At 25.6% G+C, this 20,634-nt stretch carries 12 protein-coding genes; 4 read left to right on the forward strand and 8 right to left on the reverse strand.

What is annotated here, in order from left to right; all coding sequences use genetic code 11:
- Positions 1 to 7 precede the first annotated feature (7 nt).
- Together BHYOB78_RS06990 and BHYOB78_RS06995 are read left to right on the forward strand one after the other, a co-directional pair.
- On the forward strand, positions 8 to 2,572 hold the full coding sequence (locus BHYOB78_RS06990; RefSeq protein ID WP_020063635.1) for a hypothetical protein: 2,565 nt from the start codon (positions 8 to 10) through the stop codon (positions 2,570 to 2,572).
- Positions 2,573 to 2,781: 209 nt separating this feature from the next.
- A complete protein-coding gene (locus BHYOB78_RS06995; RefSeq protein WP_020063636.1) occupies positions 2,782 to 3,210 on the forward strand; it encodes a PepSY-like domain-containing protein in 429 nt (142 codons plus the stop codon).
- A 122-nt stretch (positions 3,211 to 3,332) separates the two neighbouring features.
- Here the strand turns inward: BHYOB78_RS06995 and BHYOB78_RS07000 are convergent, their stop codons facing one another.
- Both BHYOB78_RS07000 and BHYOB78_RS07005 read right to left on the reverse strand, forming a co-directional pair.
- A complete protein-coding gene (locus BHYOB78_RS07000) occupies positions 3,333 to 5,591 on the reverse strand; it encodes a lytic transglycosylase domain-containing protein (protein WP_020063637.1) in 2,259 nt (752 codons plus the stop codon).
- Between the two features lie 387 nt (positions 5,592 to 5,978).
- A complete protein-coding gene (locus BHYOB78_RS07005; protein ID WP_020063638.1) occupies positions 5,979 to 8,228 on the reverse strand; it encodes a lytic transglycosylase domain-containing protein in 2,250 nt (749 codons plus the stop codon).
- A 159-nt stretch (positions 8,229 to 8,387) separates the two neighbouring features.
- On the opposite strand from BHYOB78_RS07005, the gene BHYOB78_RS07010 reads away from it, so the two are divergent.
- Positions 8,388 to 9,758, forward strand: a complete 1,371-nt coding sequence (locus BHYOB78_RS07010; RefSeq protein ID WP_012670115.1) for an aldehyde dehydrogenase family protein — start codon at positions 8,388 to 8,390, stop codon at positions 9,756 to 9,758.
- A gap of 71 nt (positions 9,759 to 9,829) precedes the next feature.
- Here the strand turns inward: BHYOB78_RS07010 and BHYOB78_RS07015 are convergent, their stop codons facing one another.
- From BHYOB78_RS07015 to BHYOB78_RS07030, 4 genes are all read right to left on the reverse strand, one after another.
- On the reverse strand, positions 9,830 to 10,936 hold the full coding sequence (locus BHYOB78_RS07015) for a SpoIID/LytB domain-containing protein (protein WP_012670116.1): 1,107 nt from the start codon (positions 10,934 to 10,936) through the stop codon (positions 9,830 to 9,832).
- A gap of 116 nt (positions 10,937 to 11,052) precedes the next feature.
- Positions 11,053 to 14,043: a YidC/Oxa1 family membrane protein insertase gene (locus BHYOB78_RS07020; RefSeq protein WP_020063640.1), complete on the reverse strand. Its 2,991-nt coding sequence runs from the start codon at positions 14,041 to 14,043 to the stop codon at positions 11,053 to 11,055.
- Between the two features lie 124 nt (positions 14,044 to 14,167).
- Positions 14,168 to 15,292: an ethanolamine utilization protein EutH gene (locus tag BHYOB78_RS07025; protein ID WP_012670118.1), complete on the reverse strand. Its 1,125-nt coding sequence runs from the start codon at positions 15,290 to 15,292 to the stop codon at positions 14,168 to 14,170.
- A 22-nt stretch (positions 15,293 to 15,314) separates the two neighbouring features.
- Positions 15,315 to 16,772: a sugar phosphate nucleotidyltransferase gene (locus BHYOB78_RS07030; RefSeq protein ID WP_020063641.1), complete on the reverse strand. Its 1,458-nt coding sequence runs from the start codon at positions 16,770 to 16,772 to the stop codon at positions 15,315 to 15,317.
- Between the two features lie 389 nt (positions 16,773 to 17,161).
- On the opposite strand from BHYOB78_RS07030, the gene BHYOB78_RS07035 reads away from it, so the two are divergent.
- Entirely contained in the window at positions 17,162 to 18,388 is a 1,227-nt protein-coding gene (locus tag BHYOB78_RS07035) for an MFS transporter (protein ID WP_020063642.1), read from the forward strand.
- A gap of 40 nt (positions 18,389 to 18,428) precedes the next feature.
- On the opposite strand, the gene BHYOB78_RS07040 is transcribed toward BHYOB78_RS07035, so the two are convergent.
- Together BHYOB78_RS07040 and BHYOB78_RS07045 are read right to left on the reverse strand one after the other, a co-directional pair.
- Positions 18,429 to 19,163, reverse strand: coding sequence for a sugar phosphate nucleotidyltransferase (locus BHYOB78_RS07040; RefSeq protein ID WP_020063643.1), 735 nt, complete (start codon positions 19,161 to 19,163; stop codon positions 18,429 to 18,431).
- Between the two features lie 27 nt (positions 19,164 to 19,190).
- The gene (locus tag BHYOB78_RS07045) at positions 19,191 to 20,471 is read right to left on the reverse strand and encodes a CDP-glycerol--glycerophosphate glycerophosphotransferase (protein ID WP_020063644.1); all 1,281 of its coding nucleotides are present in this window, start codon (positions 20,469 to 20,471) and stop codon (positions 19,191 to 19,193) included.
- Positions 20,472 to 20,634: the final 163 nt, after the last annotated feature.

Consider the following 20,634-nt stretch of genomic DNA (forward strand, 5'->3'; position numbering starts at 1 on the left):
ACATATAATGAAATCATTAAAAAAAGAAATTATATACCCTATTATATTTGCACTTCTTTCTATATTATTTTTCTACAGCAATTTAACTTTCTCTTATCTTCAGATGGGAGATGTTATTCTTTGGGATATAAAAAATATAAAAGATGCAATATTCAATGGAAATTTATATTTCTGGAATAATGCTTATTTTACAATAGCAGCACCATCAACAGTGCCTATTCATCCAAAATCTTTACTAATAGCATTACTTCCTAATAATATATACCCTCAGGTAAGTATAATGTTTCATATTACTGTAATGGGATATGGTTTATTTTTATTTTTAAGAGAAAAGAAATTATCAATAAAAGCTTCTATGTTCGGCGCTATAGCTTTGATGTTCTCAAACGCTATAATAACATTAATATTGCCTGGACACCTAGGAAAATTTGAAACTTACTGTTATTTTCCATTTGTATTGTATTTCCTTTCAAAAGCTATGAATACTGAAAAATGGATTCATTTTCTTTTTACAAGTGCTTTTTTAGGAATAGCATTTTTAGGCGGAGCATTAGATGTAGCTATGTACTTCGCTTTATTTTTATCTTGTTATTTTTTATATTTACTTTACTGCAAAAAGAATGATAAAAAAATAATGGACTTTATAAAAACAGACATAAAAAAAATAATTCTTCTATGTGTTAAATTTGCCTTAGTAGCAGTATTTTCCTTTTTAATGTCTATACAAATTATAATGATAACAAGAAACACTCAGGATATGGGAGCAGCAGGAGTTACAGATAAAAATCAATTATGGGAATGGGCTACTAGATGGTCATATCCGCCTGAAGAAATATTGGGATTCTTTATGCCTGGATTCTTTGGATACTATTCAGGTAGTCAGACTCATCCTTATTGGGGAAGAATAGCTAATATGCCTGGAGAGCCTAAAACTTCAAACTTCTCTTTAACTTCTGCCAATATTGGTTATATCACTTTCATCTTTATAATATTTGCAATATTTATAAGCAGAAAAAAATACAGTGAAAAATATTTCTGGATTGGAACTGCCCTATTCTTTTTGATAGCAAGTTTCGGAAGATATTTCCCTGTTATATATGGAGCTTTATTTCAAATACCAATATTTCAAGATGCAAGAAACCCTAATAAATTCATAGAAATTATACCTATTCCATTTGCAATTCTTTCATCATTTGCATGCGATTATATATTCAAAGCATTGGAAGCAAAAAAAGAGGATAAACTCTTAAAATATTTAGAAGATGATTATAAATATATAAGCATAGCTCAAAAAATTATGTATGTAATAACAATAGTATCTGTTGTACTTGCATTAATAACAATATTAACAAATGGAATGATATATAATAGTTTTGTAGCAGATTGGAAAGAAGCTAATGCTACTTTAATATCAAAAAATATATTTATGTCATTTATAAGATTAGCTTTAATATCTTCTGCTGTACTTCTTTTAATTAATAATGCCATTTCATTGAAGGAAATAACTATAAAAGATAAATTCATTTTAATAGTACCATTAATAGGATTTATATTGTTTTCTGTGTATGATTTAGGACATATAGGTTTTCTCATCATAGGAAGTATTATAGTATTTTTCTATATTATTATAGCAAACAAAGAACAACTATTTTATAAATATCTCCCTTATATGTTTATGGCTGTATTATTTTTGGATTTAACTCAAAGCGGAAATATCTTTATAGTAAAATCTAATTATGATCAGATGTATAATTCTACTCCTATAGTTGATCATATATTAAATGAAAAAGGCAATGAAACAACAATGCCTATACTTATTCCTTATCTATATAGATACACTACTCACACAATGCCTTATTACAAAATACCTTTAACTGAGCCTCCTGCAGCAAGCAGATTATCAAAAGATATTACAGATGTATTTACAGCTTTCAGAATAAATGATTATGTTGGTTATCAGCCTAGACTTATGGATCTTTTAGGAGTGAGATATATTCTAAGTCCTACATATTTGGATCAGTCTATTCTTTCAAACGATTTAACAAAAATTACTGAATATCAAGATCAATTCTCAGCAGCTGTTTTATATGAACTTAAAGGCTATAGAAATAAATACGAGTTTGTAAATAATGCATATAATGCAGTAGACTTCAATGATGGACTTGGAAGAATTACAATGCCTAATTTCAATTTAGCTAATGAGGTTGTTTTATTAAATAATTCAAATAATAATATCACTTTAAATAATGCTAATTCTATATATACTGCTGAATTAATTGAAGAAACTGATAATAAAATAGTACTTAATGTAAAAACTCCTGAACCTGGAATCCTAGTATCCAAAGAGCGTTATAATACTGATTGGTCTGTAACTGTAAATGGAGAAAAGAAAGAGCTTTTAAATGCTAATCTATTATTTAGAGGTGTTTATGTTGAACCAGGAGATAATAATATAGTATTTGAATTCACGCCTTCAATGAAATATTTATACAGTACAATAATCTGCTGGATAATATTTATAGCCCTTTCTCTTGTAAATATAGTTTTATATTTAAAAAAACAAGATAATTAATAAAAATATATATTTTATGTAAAAACAGTTTTAATATTTTCATATTAGAACTGTTTTTTTAAATTTACAGCAAACATATACGATAATATGTAAGTAATAATCATAAAAATAAATATCTTGTAAATAAGAAGTAAAATATTTGTAAAAAATATTGACATATAATAATAAATATGATATACTAATTATATAAAAGGAGGAGGAGGTTATTTATGAAAATACTAAAAGTAATATTAACAATTATCATAATCTCTTCCTGCAGTTTATTCGCAGATGATTGGATTGTTTCTCCTGAACAGCTGCCTCAAAGGGCTAAACAATTTATAGCTCAAGTATTTCCTGATGCACAAATATGGTATGTAGAAATGGATGATGGAAAATATGAGGTAGAACTTTCCAACGGCATAAAAATAGACTTCTTAGGAAACGGAGATTGGAAGGAAATAGATGCCGAATATATTGGAATACCATATAATGTATTTCCTGCCAATGTTGCAAACACAATAAGAAACACATATCCGCAAACCGTTATAATAAGTGCTGAAAAGAAATGGGGTACTTATGAAATAAAGCTTAATAATATGATGGAGCTTTATATATCTTCTGACGGTCAGCTGATAGGACAAAAATTCGACGATTGATTTACTTTCCATCCCATATACAATGCAGGGTATTAGATTTCTAATACCCTGTAATTTTTTAACAATCAAAATTCAAAATAAATTAAAATGAATATCTATAAAGTTATAAAGCATTAATATTGTCAGTCCTTATAATACTTGCTGTAATATTCATAGCTTTTAATAACTCTCTCTACATAATATTCAGTTTCTTCAATATCAATGAATCTTCCTGTACGATACATATTATTAGTACCATACTCTGCTTTCCATCTTCTTCCGCGTCCTGAACCTGCATTATAACTTGCTGCTACTAATATATAATTGCTAGCCTTTTGACTGCTGAATAACCAGCCTAAATGAGAAACTCCTAAATTAATATTCTGCTTAGGATCTGTTAAATCTAAAGGATTATATCTATATCTTGCCTTTTTATTTTCAGCTGCTGCTGTTGTAGGCATTAACTGCATAAGTCCCATAGCTCCAACCCAAGATTTAGCTTTAGGATCAAATAAACTTTCTTCACGCATTATAGCATATACAAAAGCAGGCTCTATTTTATAATATTTAGCTTCAGGTACAACATATTCATCAAAATATCTAGGATAAACTCTCTTTCTAAACTCATCAGGAAGCAAATCAACATTATCACTGTAAGGATATCCAAAATATTTTCCTATATTTGCTGATACTTGTATAAGCCTTTTTGTATTTCCTGAATCTTTAAATATTTTTTCAGCAAAATAAAATAAAGGATATGTTACCTGTGTCTTTTTAAATATTTTATCGAATTCAGTATATGCATTATCATAATCGCCATAATAGTATAATATTATTGCTTTATTAACTTCTCTTCTAGTCTGAAGTGATAATTCATTAAATAAATCATCCTCGCTTCTATTAGCGTATAAATCTTTTACAAATCTATTATGCATAAGAATATTTTTAGCCAATGCCCTAGCCTCTCTTGTTATATTATCTTCTTTACCTGTAGCAATATAATTTAAAAATTGTATCTTATTAAGCATCTGCATAGATTTAGTAAAATTAGAATCAGCATAATATCTTTTAGCTTCATTTAAATAATAAGTATTGCTAAGCTGAACATTAGCTATCATTTCATTATTGGCAAGACTCAAAGCACCTTTTATAAAATAATGGCTTTTACTTGTAAGAAGTGTTTTCATTAAATATTCATCTCTTTTTTCAATATCTCCAAACTCTTCAGCAGTCCACATATTCCAAGATAATGCAAAATCATGTCTGAAACTAGGATATCTTGCTTCTAAAGCCTTAGTAGCAAAATAAGTTTCTGTTTTATTATTTAATTTGAATGCCTTTCTTAAATATGATTTTAATGCAAGCTCTGTATATCTGCTTTTAGGAAATCTCTTCATTACATTAGTAAGATAAGTTTTTGCCTGAACTAAATTATTTCTATTCAAACTCAAAGTAACAAAACTATTATATATTCTAGGAACATAATCATCTCTAGGATATTCTTTCAAAAAAGTATTATAAAGTTCTATTGATTTTTCATAATTTTTTAATCTATTATAATTATCTGCAGAATAGTAAAGACCTAATCTTCTATGAGATTTATTGTTAAGATTTGATAAATACTCATCGAATAAAGCCGCAGCATCTCTTCTGTCTCCAGACTTCTGTTTAATTCTAGCCATATAATATGTAGAACTTGCTTTATAAGCATTATTATCATATAAATACTGAAAATGCTTTAAAGATGCTTTTCTATATCCTGCTTCATAAAGTATGGTTGCTGTTTTAAATTTTAAATTATTTGGAAAAGATGAAATATCTTCAGGGAAATTATTATTATAATATATAGCAGCTTCGCTTAATCCGAATCTGTTTAAAAGTTCATAAGCTATCATTCTAGCCTTATTGGTATCATCAGTATCTCTTAAAGCTCTTATTCCAACAAATTCTTTAATCCATTTTTGAGATTTACCATTAAAAAAATTGCTTATAGGATAATCATCTCTATAAAACTCAGTAAGAGCCTTATATTGCTCTGCATAAGGATATAATGATGAACGCGGATATTCTTTCATTAGTAAGGCATATAAATCTATTGCTTCATTATACATATTAGTTAGCAAAGCACTTTTAGCTCCGTAATATATAGTATAATCTCTAATGATCATATCATCTTCTGTATTCATAATATTTGTAAATTGATTGTATGCTTCTAAATATTTTCCTCTATTATGAAGTTCTAATGCCGTACCATAATTGATTTTATTTTTTGATATAATATTCTTTTGTAATGATATATCCTGAGCACCCAACATGGATGTCATTACAATAACAATGATTTCAAAACAAAGTGTAAATATTAAAACTCTTTTATTAAAAATTTTTAAAATAGTATTTTTCATTTAATATAAGCCTGAAATAGTTTTTATATAGCAGCTATTATTGTATTACTTTTTTGATTTTTTGCAAATAAATTTTACATTTCGATTATATACTGAAAATTTTTAAGTTTGTCAATCGATGCACTTTATATATAATTATCAACTTTTTTGCCGCACAAAAAAGTTGCAAAAAACGCAATTGCTATAACTTTATATTAAAAAATACTTATTAAATATAGGATATAACCTGAATTTAAAGTAAAAATGCAGTCTTTTTTGTTCTTTTGGCCACAAAAAGAACTGGGGGAGTGGGGGCTAGTCCCCACAAAACATAAATTTAAAATTGCTTTTTTAACAAACTTAAAAATTTTCAGTATATTTCAAATATGTTTATAAAATAATTACATATTAATCTTGATAATATTTACTGTAATGTTCATAACTATTAATAACTTTCTCTACATAATATTCAGTTTCTTCAATATCGATGAATCTTCCTGTACGATACATATTATTAGTACCATATTCGGACTTCCATCTTTTTCCGCGTCCTGAACCTGCATTGTAACTTGCCGCCACTATTATATAGTTGCTTGCATTTTCATTTTTAAATAACCAGCTTAAATGTCCGATACCTATATTAATGTTTTGTTTAGGATCGGTTAAATCTAATGGATCGTATCTGTATCTAGGATTTCTATTTTGCTCTGCAGCTGTAGCAGGCATTAACTGCATAAGTCCCATAGCCCCAACCCAAGATTTAGCCTTTGGATCAAATGTACTTTCCTCACGCATTATAGCATATACAAATAATGGATCTATTTTATAATGCTTTGCCTCTGGAAGAACATACTCATCAAAATATCTAGGATAAACCATTTTTCTAAACTCATCAGGAAGCAAATCTGTATTATAAGTATAAGAATAATCAAAGTATTTTCCTATATTAACAGATATCTGCATAAGCCTTTTAGTATTTCCTGAATCTTTAAAAATCTTTTCAGCAAAATAAAATAATGGATAATTTACTTTTTCAGCTTTCTTAAATATTTTATCATATTCTGTGTATGCATTATCATAATCGCCATAACAGTATAACAATATTGATCTATCAACTTCATTAGTAGTTTGTAATGATAATTCATTAAATAAACTATAATCAGTTTTATTTGAATATAGCTCTTTTACAAAATCATTTTGCATAAGAATATTTTTAGCCATATCTCTAACTGATTTCATAAAATCATCTTCTTTTCCAGTAGCAATATAATTTAAAAATTGCACCTTATCAAGCATTTCCATAGATTTAGTATAATTTGAATCAGTGTAATATTTTTTAGCTTCATCAAAATAATAAGTATTGCTGATTTCAACATTTTTAATCATATCATCATTAGCTAAAGTCAAAGCACCTTTTACAAAATAATGATTTTTACTTGTAAGAAGTGTTTTCATTAAATATTCATCTCTTTTTTCAGTATCTCCAAATTCTTCTGCACTCCACATGCTCCAAGACAATGGAAAATCATGTCTGAATTTTGTATATCTTTTCTCTAATGCTGAAGTTGCAAAATAAGTTTCAGTTTTATTTTTTAATTTAAATGCTTTTCTCAAATATGATTTTAATGCCAATTCAGTCTGCCAGCTATTTGGAAATTTATTCATAACATTAGTTAAATAAACTTTCGCCTGAACTAAATTATTTTTATTTAAACTTGTATTAACAAAATTATTATATATTCTAGGAACATAATCATCTCTTGGGTACTCTTTCAAAAATGTATTATATAATTCCATTGATTTAGCATTATTTGTCAATTTAGCATAATTACCTGCGGAATAGTAAAGCCCCATTTTTCTATATGTTTTATTATTAGCATTAGTTAAATATTCATCATACAATTTAGCTGCTTCTTCCCTATTTCCTTCTGATTCATTTATTCTAGCCATATAATAAGTTGAATTTCCCTTATTATAATTATTAGAGTATAAATATTCAAAATGCTTTAATGCAGATTTTTTAAATCCTGACTCATAAAGTACTGAAGCAGCCTTATATTTTAAACCATTATCAAATAAAAATATTTCATCTTCATAATTATCATTATAATAAATAATAGCCTCAGTATTTGACAATTTAGTTATAAGTTCATAAGCTATCATCTTAGCTTTATTAGTATCATCAGTATTTCTTAAAGCTCTAATACCTACAAATTCTTTAATCCAATTTTGTTTCCTACTATTAAAAAAGTTGCTCACAGGATAATCATCTCTATAAAACTCGGCTAATGCTTTATACTGTTCAGCATAAGCATATAGCGGCGAATTTGTATATTCTTTCATTAATAATGAATACAAATCTATAGCTTCATCATACATATTGGTACTTAAAGCACTTTTAGCTCCATAATATATAATATAATCTTTGATGATTGCATCCTCATCTCTATTCATTATATTAGTAAATTGATTATATGCTTCTAAATATTTTTCTCTATTATATAATTCTAATGCAGTGCCATAATTCATTTTATTTTTTGAAGTGATTTTATTTTTTAATGAAATATCCTGTGCGGTAAGCATAGAGGCAATTACAGCAATAATAACAGCAAAACAAATAATAAATAATATGAATCTTTTAAAAGCTTTATTTTTCATTTACACAAAACCCAAATATAATTTTTTATATATAAATTTTATTTTATTATTTTTACAATTTTTTGCAAATCAATTCAATATATTAATCATAAAAAATAATAGTAATTTATCAATATTTTTGTATATTAACTATAAACAAATTATGGAGAAATATATAAAATGGATTTAATAGAATTAAGAGATAAACAAAAAAAATTCTTTCAAACATCAAAAACTTTATCATATAATTTCAGAATAGAACAATTAAAAAAATTAAAATCAATGTTAATAAAATATGAAAAAGATTTTATAGATGCATTATACAAAGACATGCAAAAATGCGAGTTTGAGGCTATAGCTTCAGAATTTTATATGGTTATAGAAGAAATTAATCTATTCATAAAAAATTTAAGAAGATGGATGCATCATAAAAAAGTAAAAAAGAACATGATAACAATGGATGCTAAGACAATGGTTATAAATAAGCCATTTGGGGTATCATTGATAATATCGCCTTGGAATTATCCTGTTCAATTAACTTTTCTTCCGCTTGTAGGAGCAATAGGTGCAGGAAATACCGCTATAATAGCACCTTCTCAATTAACTCCTTGCGTTTATGATGTAATTTATGATTCAATAAAAAATACATTTGATGAAGAGTATATTGCAGTTATAGATAAAACTGTGCCTCCGGAAAGTACAACAAAAATAGAATATGATAAAATTTTCTTTACAGGCTCTCCAAGAGTTGGAAAAATTATCATGGCAAATGCTTCAGAGTTTCTCACTTCTGTAACTTTAGAGCTTGGAGGAAAATCACCTGTAATAATAGATGATATAAAAGGAAATAATTTTAATAAAGCTGTAAAAAGAATTATATGGGGTAAATTTTTAAACTCCGGTCAAACTTGTATATCTCCTGATTATATATTATTAAGAGAAGATTTAAAAGAAAAATTTCTAACTGCATTCAGTAAAGAAATAGAATTATTCAATAAAGAAAGAAAACTGCATAGAATTATAAATGAAAATCATTATAAAAGAATAAAATCATATTTGAATGACGGAAAAATAATTTACGGCGGTGAATACAATGATAATAATTTATCTATTTCCATTACAATAGTAGAACCTAAAGATTTAGAAACTAATATAATTAAAGATGAAATATTCGGAAGTGTTTTCCCAATACTATATTACAAAACAAAAGAAGAAGCAAGAGATATAATAAATAAAGTTTGTTCAAAGCCTCTTGCTATGTATGTATTTTCAGAGGATATTGCTTTTAATTATTACTTTATAGAGAAAATGAGTTACGGATGCTGTGCTGTTAATGATACTATAAGTCAGATACTTAATCCTAATGCACCTTTCGGAGGAATCGGCAATAGCGGTATAGGACAGTATCATGGCTATGATAGCTTTAAATGTTTTTCAAAAGAAACAACTATTCTAAATAAAGGTTATAGTTTTGAAATTGATACCAGATATCCGCCTTATGATAAAAATATAAAATCATTAAAATTTTTATACAATCTTACAAAGAAATAAATTTAATAATAAAAAAGGCCTATATTTAATATCAATATAGGCCTTTTATTTTTTATGGTATTTATACTAAATTAATTTCCCCATACATCGGGTTCAAACTCTTTATTAACTCTATTATAATCTACGATATCAACTCCGTTATAATAGAATTTTAAAATCTCTTTATAATCTTTTTTTACTTGTGCCATACCGTAAGCACCCCACTGACACATACCTACTCCATGTCCACTTCCTTTTCCAGTGATTATAATACCGTTATCAACTTTTTTAATAGTGAAGTTAAGTGAAGGTACTAATCTAGGAGAAAGAGTAGTTCTGAAATCTCTTGAAGTAATATCATTATTATCTATTTTTATATTAGTAGCTTTTCCAGATTTAGGATCAGTACTTATACCTATAGAAGATTTTTCAGTAGCATGTACAGAATAATTAGCTAAATCATTATTAAGCTCATTATAACTCAAAGCATTAGTCCAAGGCTTAATCTGAGCATTGCAGTAAGGACAAGCAACACCGCCCAAATAAGGAACAGCAACACCAAATACATTTTCAGCACTATCAGTATGTCCGCCGCATAAAGCACTGAAATATGTAGCTATAACTTTTCCTTTATAAACAGCAATCTCATATCTAGTTCTATCAACTGCCTGTTCTACAGACCAATTCATTTTTTCTTTACCATTATAAACTTGATATTTTGTAGTATTATCAACATCAAAAGGAAGTTTATTAGCATTTTTTAATATATGATACATAGCATAAGTTCTAGCTGCTACTGCCTGAGCTTTTAAAGCTTCCATAGGCCAATCAGGAGACATTTCATGAGGAAGTACTCCTTTAACATAATCTTCAATATTAAGTTCATTAACAACTATCATTGTATCATTATATGGAATAAACATTAAAGAACCATAATATTCAATACCATTTAAAGTAAATCCATCCTGAGTTTCAAATACTATACCTTCTTTATAAACTCCTACTTCATTAACTTTTAATCCTAATCTGTTTTCAACTACCATTACAGTTTCATTGGTAAGAGCAGATATAATTTCACTTTCATATTTATAATTGTATGCTTTATATGGTCCTTTGATATTAATAGTATATGGTGCTTTTACATCTGTTAATTGTACTCTTATAATATTTTGATTTGCAAATGCATATATACTATTCATAGCTAATAAGACTAGCAATAAAAAGAAATACTTTTTGACTCCCATAATTTTAACGCCTCCTTGCGATATATAAATTTATTCGTCAAAATTATCGGTTATTTCAAAACTTCCTTTATTTATTTTAATTCTATTTCTTTTGATTCTTTAGTATTCCAGTCCATTTCAAATTTTTTCCAATTATTTGAATCAAATATATTATTCTTTACATAGTAGAAATAATTAAAATTATATGAATACTTCAATTGAGATTTTATTTCCCAATCATTAAGCTCTATTATATACATACCATTTGTTTTATAATCATTTGTTATTAGTTTATTGTTAAAAGTGTTTTTTACACCATCTATATGTTTTACTGCTAAATATGGAGTATCCGCTATAGTCATAAAGTTAGTATTTATTTCTATATTACCTTTACTATTGAAATCTTTATATAAAAGTAAAGCATTATACCAAGTAGCAAATTTCATGTTTTCATTAGTAAAAAATTCTGTATTAACTTTTCTGCCATGATCTGATACAACTATTATCTTTGTATTATCATAAACCTGATTTTCCTTTAAGAAATTTATAAAATCAATCAAAATATTTATAGCAGATACATTTACATAAAAATGTCTGGCACTATTTTCATCCTTATAAATATATAAATCCTCTTCTGGTATTGGTGTAGTAGAATAACCAGGCAAATAATCTGAATTAAAAAACTGCTGTTCATGTGTCATCATATTATGCATTATATTATAATAATTACCATCTTCTTTTATATTAACAAAATCTTTTGTAGCAGAAAGCATTGCATAATTGTATATACTGGAATTAATAGAAAATTTAGAAATGTATGGTAAAAACCAATTTTTATCGCTATAAAAATCATATCTTAAATTAATAGGCATCATTCTAAATAAAGAGAATCTTATAAATTTGTTCTTTTTATCAAAAATAGAAAATTCAGATATATCGAAACTATCTCCTCCTAAATATTTACTTAAACTATAACTATACACAGCATTATCATTATATGCTGAAATATTAGTATAATCCTTAAATATACTTAAATCAGGAATATCATAAAAATTTGCATAAACTGGATCAAGCAATACAGACTTATAACCATAATTTTCTAAAGACAGCGGTATTGTTAATAAAGCCTCATTATGTTTATCAACTAAATTATTAGTACCATCAACAGATAACTCATATGGTAAATAATCATATCCGCCATAAAGTGATGCTATAGTTGCCGTATAATCAGAAAAAGATACTGTATTTGGATAAAGAACAAAACCATCTAGTTGTTTCTTATATTCAGGAAATCTTTCTAAAGCATCTATCCAATATGATGGTATAGCCCTATCTAATATAAATACAAAAATATTTTCTCCGTTCTTTGATAAAGTAAATAAATCATTTATATTTTGATTATTATAAGTATCATCTGACTTTGTATGTAATTTATATATTTTAGAAGCATCATAGGCAGATATAAAAATCAAAACCAATATTAATATTAAGTAAATATTGAGAATAATATTTATTTTTTTAATTCTTAAAATAATAATAAATATGCTAACAAATATTAACATATATAAAATATTAAAAAATATATCTTTCATAGATGCTAACAAATAACTTGTATCATCAAATATAAAGTCAGCATTAATATTAACATAATTTCCTGTCATAATAAAAGTATCTATTAAAAACAAAATGGATATAAATAAAAATATCAATGTTAAATAATTTTTTATCTTTTTAGAAAATAAAATATATAAGAACATTGGATAAAAAAAGAAAATACCAATAGAAACTACAAAATTATTTAATATAAAATAAAAAGGTGTATTAAATTCCTGAGGAGATGCACCTATCAATGAAGATGGTATAAAAATACCGGATAATATAGTTATTAATGAAGAAGACAATAACATTAATTTATGAGTATTAGTTTCAAATATAAATTTTAAATTTTCTTTATTATAAAAAATAAAATTATAAATATTTCCAATATTGATTATAATAGTGAATATTAATAAAAATGTATATATATTAATAGAATAATTTTTAGGAGAAAGTCTATAATATAATTCTACATTCTCATCTATATTTTCTATTTTATCTTTTAAATCAACATTCACAAATATAGTAGAAGTTCCTCTAAAATATACACTATCTACTATATCTGGTAATTTATCTGTATTACCTTGAAATGTAAATAAATCACTATTAATAAATATTTTGCTATAATATTTAACCTTAGCAAAATATGCATAATTATTATTTCTATTTTGTATAAAATTAAAATCTCCTAAATAACATTTTCTTTCAACATTAGCTAATATTAATAATAAACTAAATAAAACTGTTATAAATATAAAAAATACATTATATGCCTTTAATAATTTAAATTTATTTTTTACTAAAACTTCATACAACTTAAACTCTATTATAATATTCTTTATAAATGAGAATAAACAGTTAATAGTCCAATAAAATAAAAGTCCTGATGGAGAAGTATATAATAATACTAAAAATATTAATGAAACTGCATATAATGGTAAGCTCTCTTTTAACTTTAATTTCCTAGCATATACGAAACCTGCAAGCAAACTAAATAAAGTCATCAAAAAAGGAAGTAAATTTATACTAATATTTCCAATCTTTATTAAAGCATCTGGTTTAGATAAATCTTTAATAAATAAAAAGCTCTGACCATTTAATCCAGTTAAACTATGCACAAAATTATATGCTGCTATAAAAAACGGTATCTGTATTAAAAGCCCTAATGTACCTCGAAAAGCATATATTGTTTTATAACCATTTATTCTCTGACAGGTTCTTATTAATAAATATCTCTGATCTCCTTTATATACAGCCTTAATATTATCTATCATAGGCTTCATTTTATCTTGAATAGCTCTTTCTTTAGTCTGCCAAGATTCTGCTATGTTATATAAAGGCAGAGATAAAAAATTGATACATAAACTGAGTAAAAATAAACTAATACCGCTGCTTGATCTAAATTCATTATTAAACAAGTAGTATAATATTTCTATTATGAATTCTATAGGATATATTGTAATATTATAAAGCATATCAAAAAACATAAAGATACTCTCAATAAATTAATTTATTAAACTTTATAATATTTCCTATATTGGATAAAAATATCATAAAAAAAATTATTAAATTTTGAATGCGGTTATTATTAATCATATATTTCTTCTTTAATCAATTATCATTTTTTAGAACCATTTTAGATACAAAATAAGCTACAATTATAGCTGTTATACCTCCTACCAATTTTGCTACTATCATAGGAAATATCATATTTCTATATTCTCCTCCAGCGTAACCTGCAGTAAATCCTAAATGATCTCCAAATGTAAAAGCAGCACTAACGGCAAAAGCACAATTTATAATTTTTGCCTGATTATTCATATCTTTCATTATATTAAACATAGGTATATTATTAGCAAGAGTTGCAACCAAACCAGCCGCACCTATATCATTCATACCTAATTTTTTACCAACAGCTTCCAAAGGTTTTGATGCCACTTTAGTAAGTACAAATACAAGCGGAAAAGCACCTGCCAAAACAAAAGCTATACTTGCAACTGTAGTTACAGCATCAGATATAGGAGACATTGTAACTGTTTTATTATCTATAGTAAATTTTATTATTTGAATTCCTGTTAATGCTTCTATCACAGCAAGAACTAAACCTATAGTAATTAATATAACTAAAAATTTAGAAAACAAATCAAATATTTTTATTAGAATATCTCTTATAAATATTAATCCTAAAGCAAGAAATATTGATACTATAATTATTGGTATAAGATTTTTTATTAAAAATATGATTCCATACCCTGCAGCAAGTCCGCCAACAAAAGCACCTATAGGTATAGTAATCATACCAGAGGCTATTCCTAAAGCTAAATATTTATGATCTTCTTTATTAATAATACCAATAGCAACAGGTATACTAAAAACTATAGTAGGTCCCATCATAGCTCCAACTATAAAAGCTGAAAATTTTCCGGCATTTATATCCTGAGCAAACTCTAATGCTAAAGGAGCACCGCCCATATCATTAGCAAGTATTGTTGTTGCAAACATTGAAGGGTCTGCACCTAAAGCAGTATATATTGGAATGATAATCGGTTTTAATAATGCTGCTATTACAGGAGCAAGACATATAATACCAATCATAGATAAAGCCAAAGCTCCCATAGCATTGAACCCAGCTTCAAACTGTTCTCCAAGGCCAAATTTATTGCCAATAATTTTATCTATAGCTCCAATGACCATAAATATAATCATCAAATATAGTATTATTTCATTTATACTCATAATTATATCCTATAAATTCAGTTTAATTAAAATGAAAATAGGATAAATTTTTATGAAGTCCGGATATATGATATCTCATATACTCATAAGATTTATTCATAATTCCCCATAAAGACCATATATAATTATGTATAATTTGTGCTTTTCTCACTCTAGTATCATCTAAACCATTATATGATTTTAATAATTTAAGACGTCTTTCATCATCAATATCAGATTCACATACAAAACTAGCTATATCTAAATAATTAGAAGTAAAACCAGAATATTCAAAATCTATTATCTTTACATCATTTCCATTATACAATATATTGCCAAATAATAAATCTAAATGACATAATACCTTTTCATCTTTATCTAATTCTTTTGCTGCTTTATGAATAAATTCTTTTTCTTTTTCTGTAACCAAACTTATAGGTACTAATTCTTCATATTTTTTTATTTTATTAAACATAAGTAATGGTACAAATCCAGGATTATCCTTTAATTTAATTTGATGCAGCTGTTCTAATCTTTTCATAAAAAGAGATAAAAACTTTTCATCTATATCATCAAATTCTAAATCTTTATATCCATCTAAATAATTAGTTATTTTAATATCATAATCAAAGAACATACTTTTAGGAGCAATATCTTCAGAAACTAATGACATAATATGTTTTTCTGCTGGTCTGTCAATAAACTTTTCTGTACCTAATCCAGGAATCCTTATTACTTTTTTATCACCATTAAAAGTTATTTTATAATTATAATTAGTAAGTCCTTTTAATCTAATCGCTTCACCATTATCAGAACATTGTTTAGCGATATCTTCAAAAGTTAATGTATTAGTCATGATTGCATCTTTGAAAGAATCAACTTCTGTTACAATATCTTCTGCCTCACTGATATAAAAGTCTATTCTATTCAATGCTCTAAAAACAGCATATTCCCAATATTCATCATCTGTACAATTATCAAGTTCTTCTTTTATAGTATCAACATATTTACCAGCAAAATAGGCAATTCCTGTCTCACCATATCTTCCGCTAGTAGCATCTTTAATAATCTTTATAAGCTTTTTTTCTTCATCAACAATATATTCCCAAACTATAACATTATTAATTTCTTGTGATAAGAATTGACATTCATTAGGTTTTATATATTCAAAAAAAGATTTTTTTATATATAAATCTCCATTCATTATTATGGTACCATTAGTAATTTCATCTTTTACCAATTTTAATGAAGCACTGCTATTTTTAGAAGCAAAATCTGTAGATACTACCTTTTTAAACCCAAGCTTTTTTTGTAAAGGATCAAATAATTCATGTTTATAGCCTGTAACAACAGTAATATCATCTACACCGCCTTCTCTAAGTATATCGATAGCATTTTCTAATATAGTTTTTCCATGTATCTCTAATAATGGCTTAGGTTTTACTAAAGTCATAGGCAAAAGTCTTGTGCCTCTACCGGCTGCAAGTATTATAGCTTTCATAAAATATTTTCCTTAATAATGAAAATTTTTCATATTATATCAAAAATCAATTATATTATCAAATAATTTTATATTATTTTTTATAAAAAATACGTATATATATAATAATTTTATAATATTCTGTACTTTTTAATTATTTAGTAATATTATGAATAAAATTCAAAATATAATTATTTATTCCAAGAAAAATTATCTATTAAAATTTATATTAGTTCATTTAATATAAATTATAATTGACAAAAATAAAATTAAATATATACTTCAAAACTGTATAAAAAATATTTATACATACTGCACTAACATTAATTAAATTTTCACTGAAAATAATTTTATAGGTAAATCAAATTGAAAAATATAAATAAAAAAAAAAATGGATAACATTTTCTATATTGGTATTAGGAGCAGGAACATTCACTAAAGCTGCCTATTTAAAAGATGGTTTTTATGTTCCTATGCAGGAATATATGAATGTAACACACACACAAATTGGTTTAGCTATGTCAATATATGGTATAGTACAAGCATTTGGAAACTCATTATCAATTTACATATCAGATAGGTTTTCAAAAAAAATTCTAGTTCCATTCGGTCTTATTGGGGTTTCATTAACAGGTTTTTATCTAGCTACATTTCCAAATTATATTGGAATTTTAATAGCTTGGGGATTATTTTCTTTATTCGCTGAAGTTATATCTTGGCCTGTAATATTAAAATCTATTAGATTATTAGGAAGAGATAATGAACAGGGAAGACTATTCAGTTTTTTAGAACTTGGAAGAGGTATTGTAGATGTTTCTGTTGCTTTCATTGGTCTTAGAATATTTATATTATTAGGTTCAAATGCTTTAGCATTAAGAAGTACAATCATATTTTTTTCAATAACTGTTATGATAGCTGGAATTTTATCATATTTTTTACTTGAAAATGATTCAATCAAACTAGAAGATGAACATGGTAATAAAATTTCCAAAGATAGAGTCGTATTAAATGGAATTATAAAAGTATTAAAAAATAAAGAAATATGGCTTGTTTCTTTAACTATATTCTCTGTATATTCCGTGTACTGCGGTATAACATACTTCATACCATTTTTAAAAGATATATATGGGGTACCATTAAAATTTCTAGGAATTTATGGAATTATTAATCAATATGGATTAAAAATAATAGGAAGTCCAACTGGAGGAATATGTTCTGATAGAATATTTAAATCACCAACTAGATATATTAGAATCGCATTTATATTGTCAGCAATAACAATTATAACATTCATACTATTACCGCATGAACATATGAACAAATATTTTTATCTAGGTATGATATTAACATTAAGCTATGGAATAATTATATTTTCTATGAGAGCCATATATTTTGCCCCAATAAATGAAATAAAAGTTCCCAAAGAAATAACAGGTACTGCTATGTCTGTAGCATGTATGATAGGATATTTTCCTAGAAGCTTTATTTACACTTTATATGGATATATATTGGATAACAATAACAGTATAAAAGGCTATAATATTATATTTTTTATAATGGCATGCTTTTCAATACTAGGAATATTAATATCAACTATTTTACTAAGAAAAATAAAAAAGCTAAATCATAATAACTAAAAATTATAATTACACATTCATTATAATTTATGAAATAATTTTAATATTTCAATACTTCACTTAATTTATTTAATAAATCATCATCATTATCACATGCATTAATAATATCTTCTCTTGTCATTAATCCTTCTAATATAGCATCTTTTGCTGAATCTATTTCAACTATAAAATTAGGTATTTTAGTTAAATATAAAGGATAATCATCAATTAAACTATAAACTATATCTTCCCAAAATTCTTCATCTTTTGCAAATGGTAACCTTTCTGATACTGCTTTAGCCATATCACCTACTAAATACATCATTCCTGTATCACCATATCCAGAAGTAGATTTCTTAATAACTTTAATAATTCTGTCGTCTGAATCTCTTGATATATATCCATCTTCTTCACCTTTTACTATCTGTTTAGATATTATTTGAGAAACATTTGGTTTTATATATTTAAAAATATTTTCTTTTATATAAATATCTGCATTAATAATTAAAGAATCATCAAGAATATCCCTTACTAAATTAAGTGAACTACTGCTATTTTTTTTATCGTACACATTAGATACTACTTTTTTCAAATTATATTTATCTACATAATAATCAAATGATTCATTCATATATCCTGTAACTATTGTAATATCATATATATTATTAGAATGTAAAAATGCTATATTTTTTTCTAGAAGAGCCTCACCATTAACTTTAAATAATGGTTTTGGTTTTTTTAAAGTAAAAGGATATAATCTAGTTCCTTTTCCAGCTGCAAGTATTATAGCTTTCATAAATATAAATTCCTTTAACACAAATTATTAATTTAATTCCTCAAGCATTTTACTTAAAACTAAAGCTCCATTTTTAGCGGCCTCACCTCTGCATTTGTAAGCTTCATCCTTTGCCTTCAAAATATTATCTTTTAATGAAGTATTATTTATGGTATCATTTACTATATTTGATATATTAACAAAATTATTCTCATCTAAAGAAACTGTTATTTTAGGTAAAGTTTTTAATGTCCATGATTCTTCTTTTAATTCAACAGCATCATAACCTCTTTTATCAAAAGTAAAACTAGGTATTATAGTAGGTTTCTCAAAAAGAAAAGCATAATCTAATATTACTCCTGAAAAATCAGATATCATAACATCAGCCCTTGATAATGAATAAATATTATCTCTATTAAAATCCCATTCTATATTAGAGTTATCCTTATATTTATTTTTTAATCTTTCAAGCATATCTTTTTCTACTATACTAGATTGAGGATGAGGACGTATAATAACATAATATCCGTTTTCTAAAATAGGATCTATTACTTTTTCTCCAAATCTTGTAAGAAGTCCATTCATACCCCAAGAAGGAGCTATTAAAACAGTTTTTTTATTTTCTACTTTAGTAATAGACTTTAAAGCTTCTTCTTTCTTTTTATTAAGTTCATCTAAATAAGGACTTCCTATAATTTCTAATTCTTTTACTTTGGTTCCTCTAGTTTCTTCTAGTTCTCTTATATCAGCTATCTGATTTTCTCCGCTTAATAATGCAGCATCAAAAAAATCTAAAGAATATAAACAATACATAGCAGCTTCATTTGGGGCATGAAATATATGCACATACTTCTTTACACCTTTAGAGCGTTTTAATTGAAACACATCCAAATTAGGAGTTGTCATTAAACAAATATCTGCTTCTATAAAATTCAACTTAGCATAAGCCATATTGCCAACACCAATAAACTCTGTATGAAGTAAATCATTCTTTATTTCAAATATAGGATCATCTTCACTTGAACTATAGTATATTACAGGTATTTCTAATTTTATTAACTCTTCTATAATAGGCTTAAATACATTACAATATCTTTTATCTTCACCATAAATTATTATTCTAGCCTTTTTAGAAGCTTCTGTATCTATGGATTTATTTTTAGAAAATGACATAGTTTTTAATTTTATCAAAAGAGCTTTGGATAAAAAGAAAAGTGTTCCTATTATTCCAAAAAGTGCTGAAAAAAGTAAACTTCCTGTACCAGGATCTATATATCCGAATACATTACTTTGTAATAATATAAATAATGCAAATATTGTAATTAACATGTTTATTCCTAAAATTTACTATTAATATACCATAAATTATATAATACTTTAATACAAAAATCAAACTACTATATATTTTATATAACTATTAACTTATAATCTTTTATATAAAAAATAATAATTTTATAATATACATTAATATGAATCAAATATAAATTCAACC

This window comes from Brachyspira hyodysenteriae ATCC 27164 (assembly GCF_001676785.2).
GTDB lineage: Bacteria > Spirochaetota > Brachyspiria > Brachyspirales > Brachyspiraceae > Brachyspira > Brachyspira hyodysenteriae.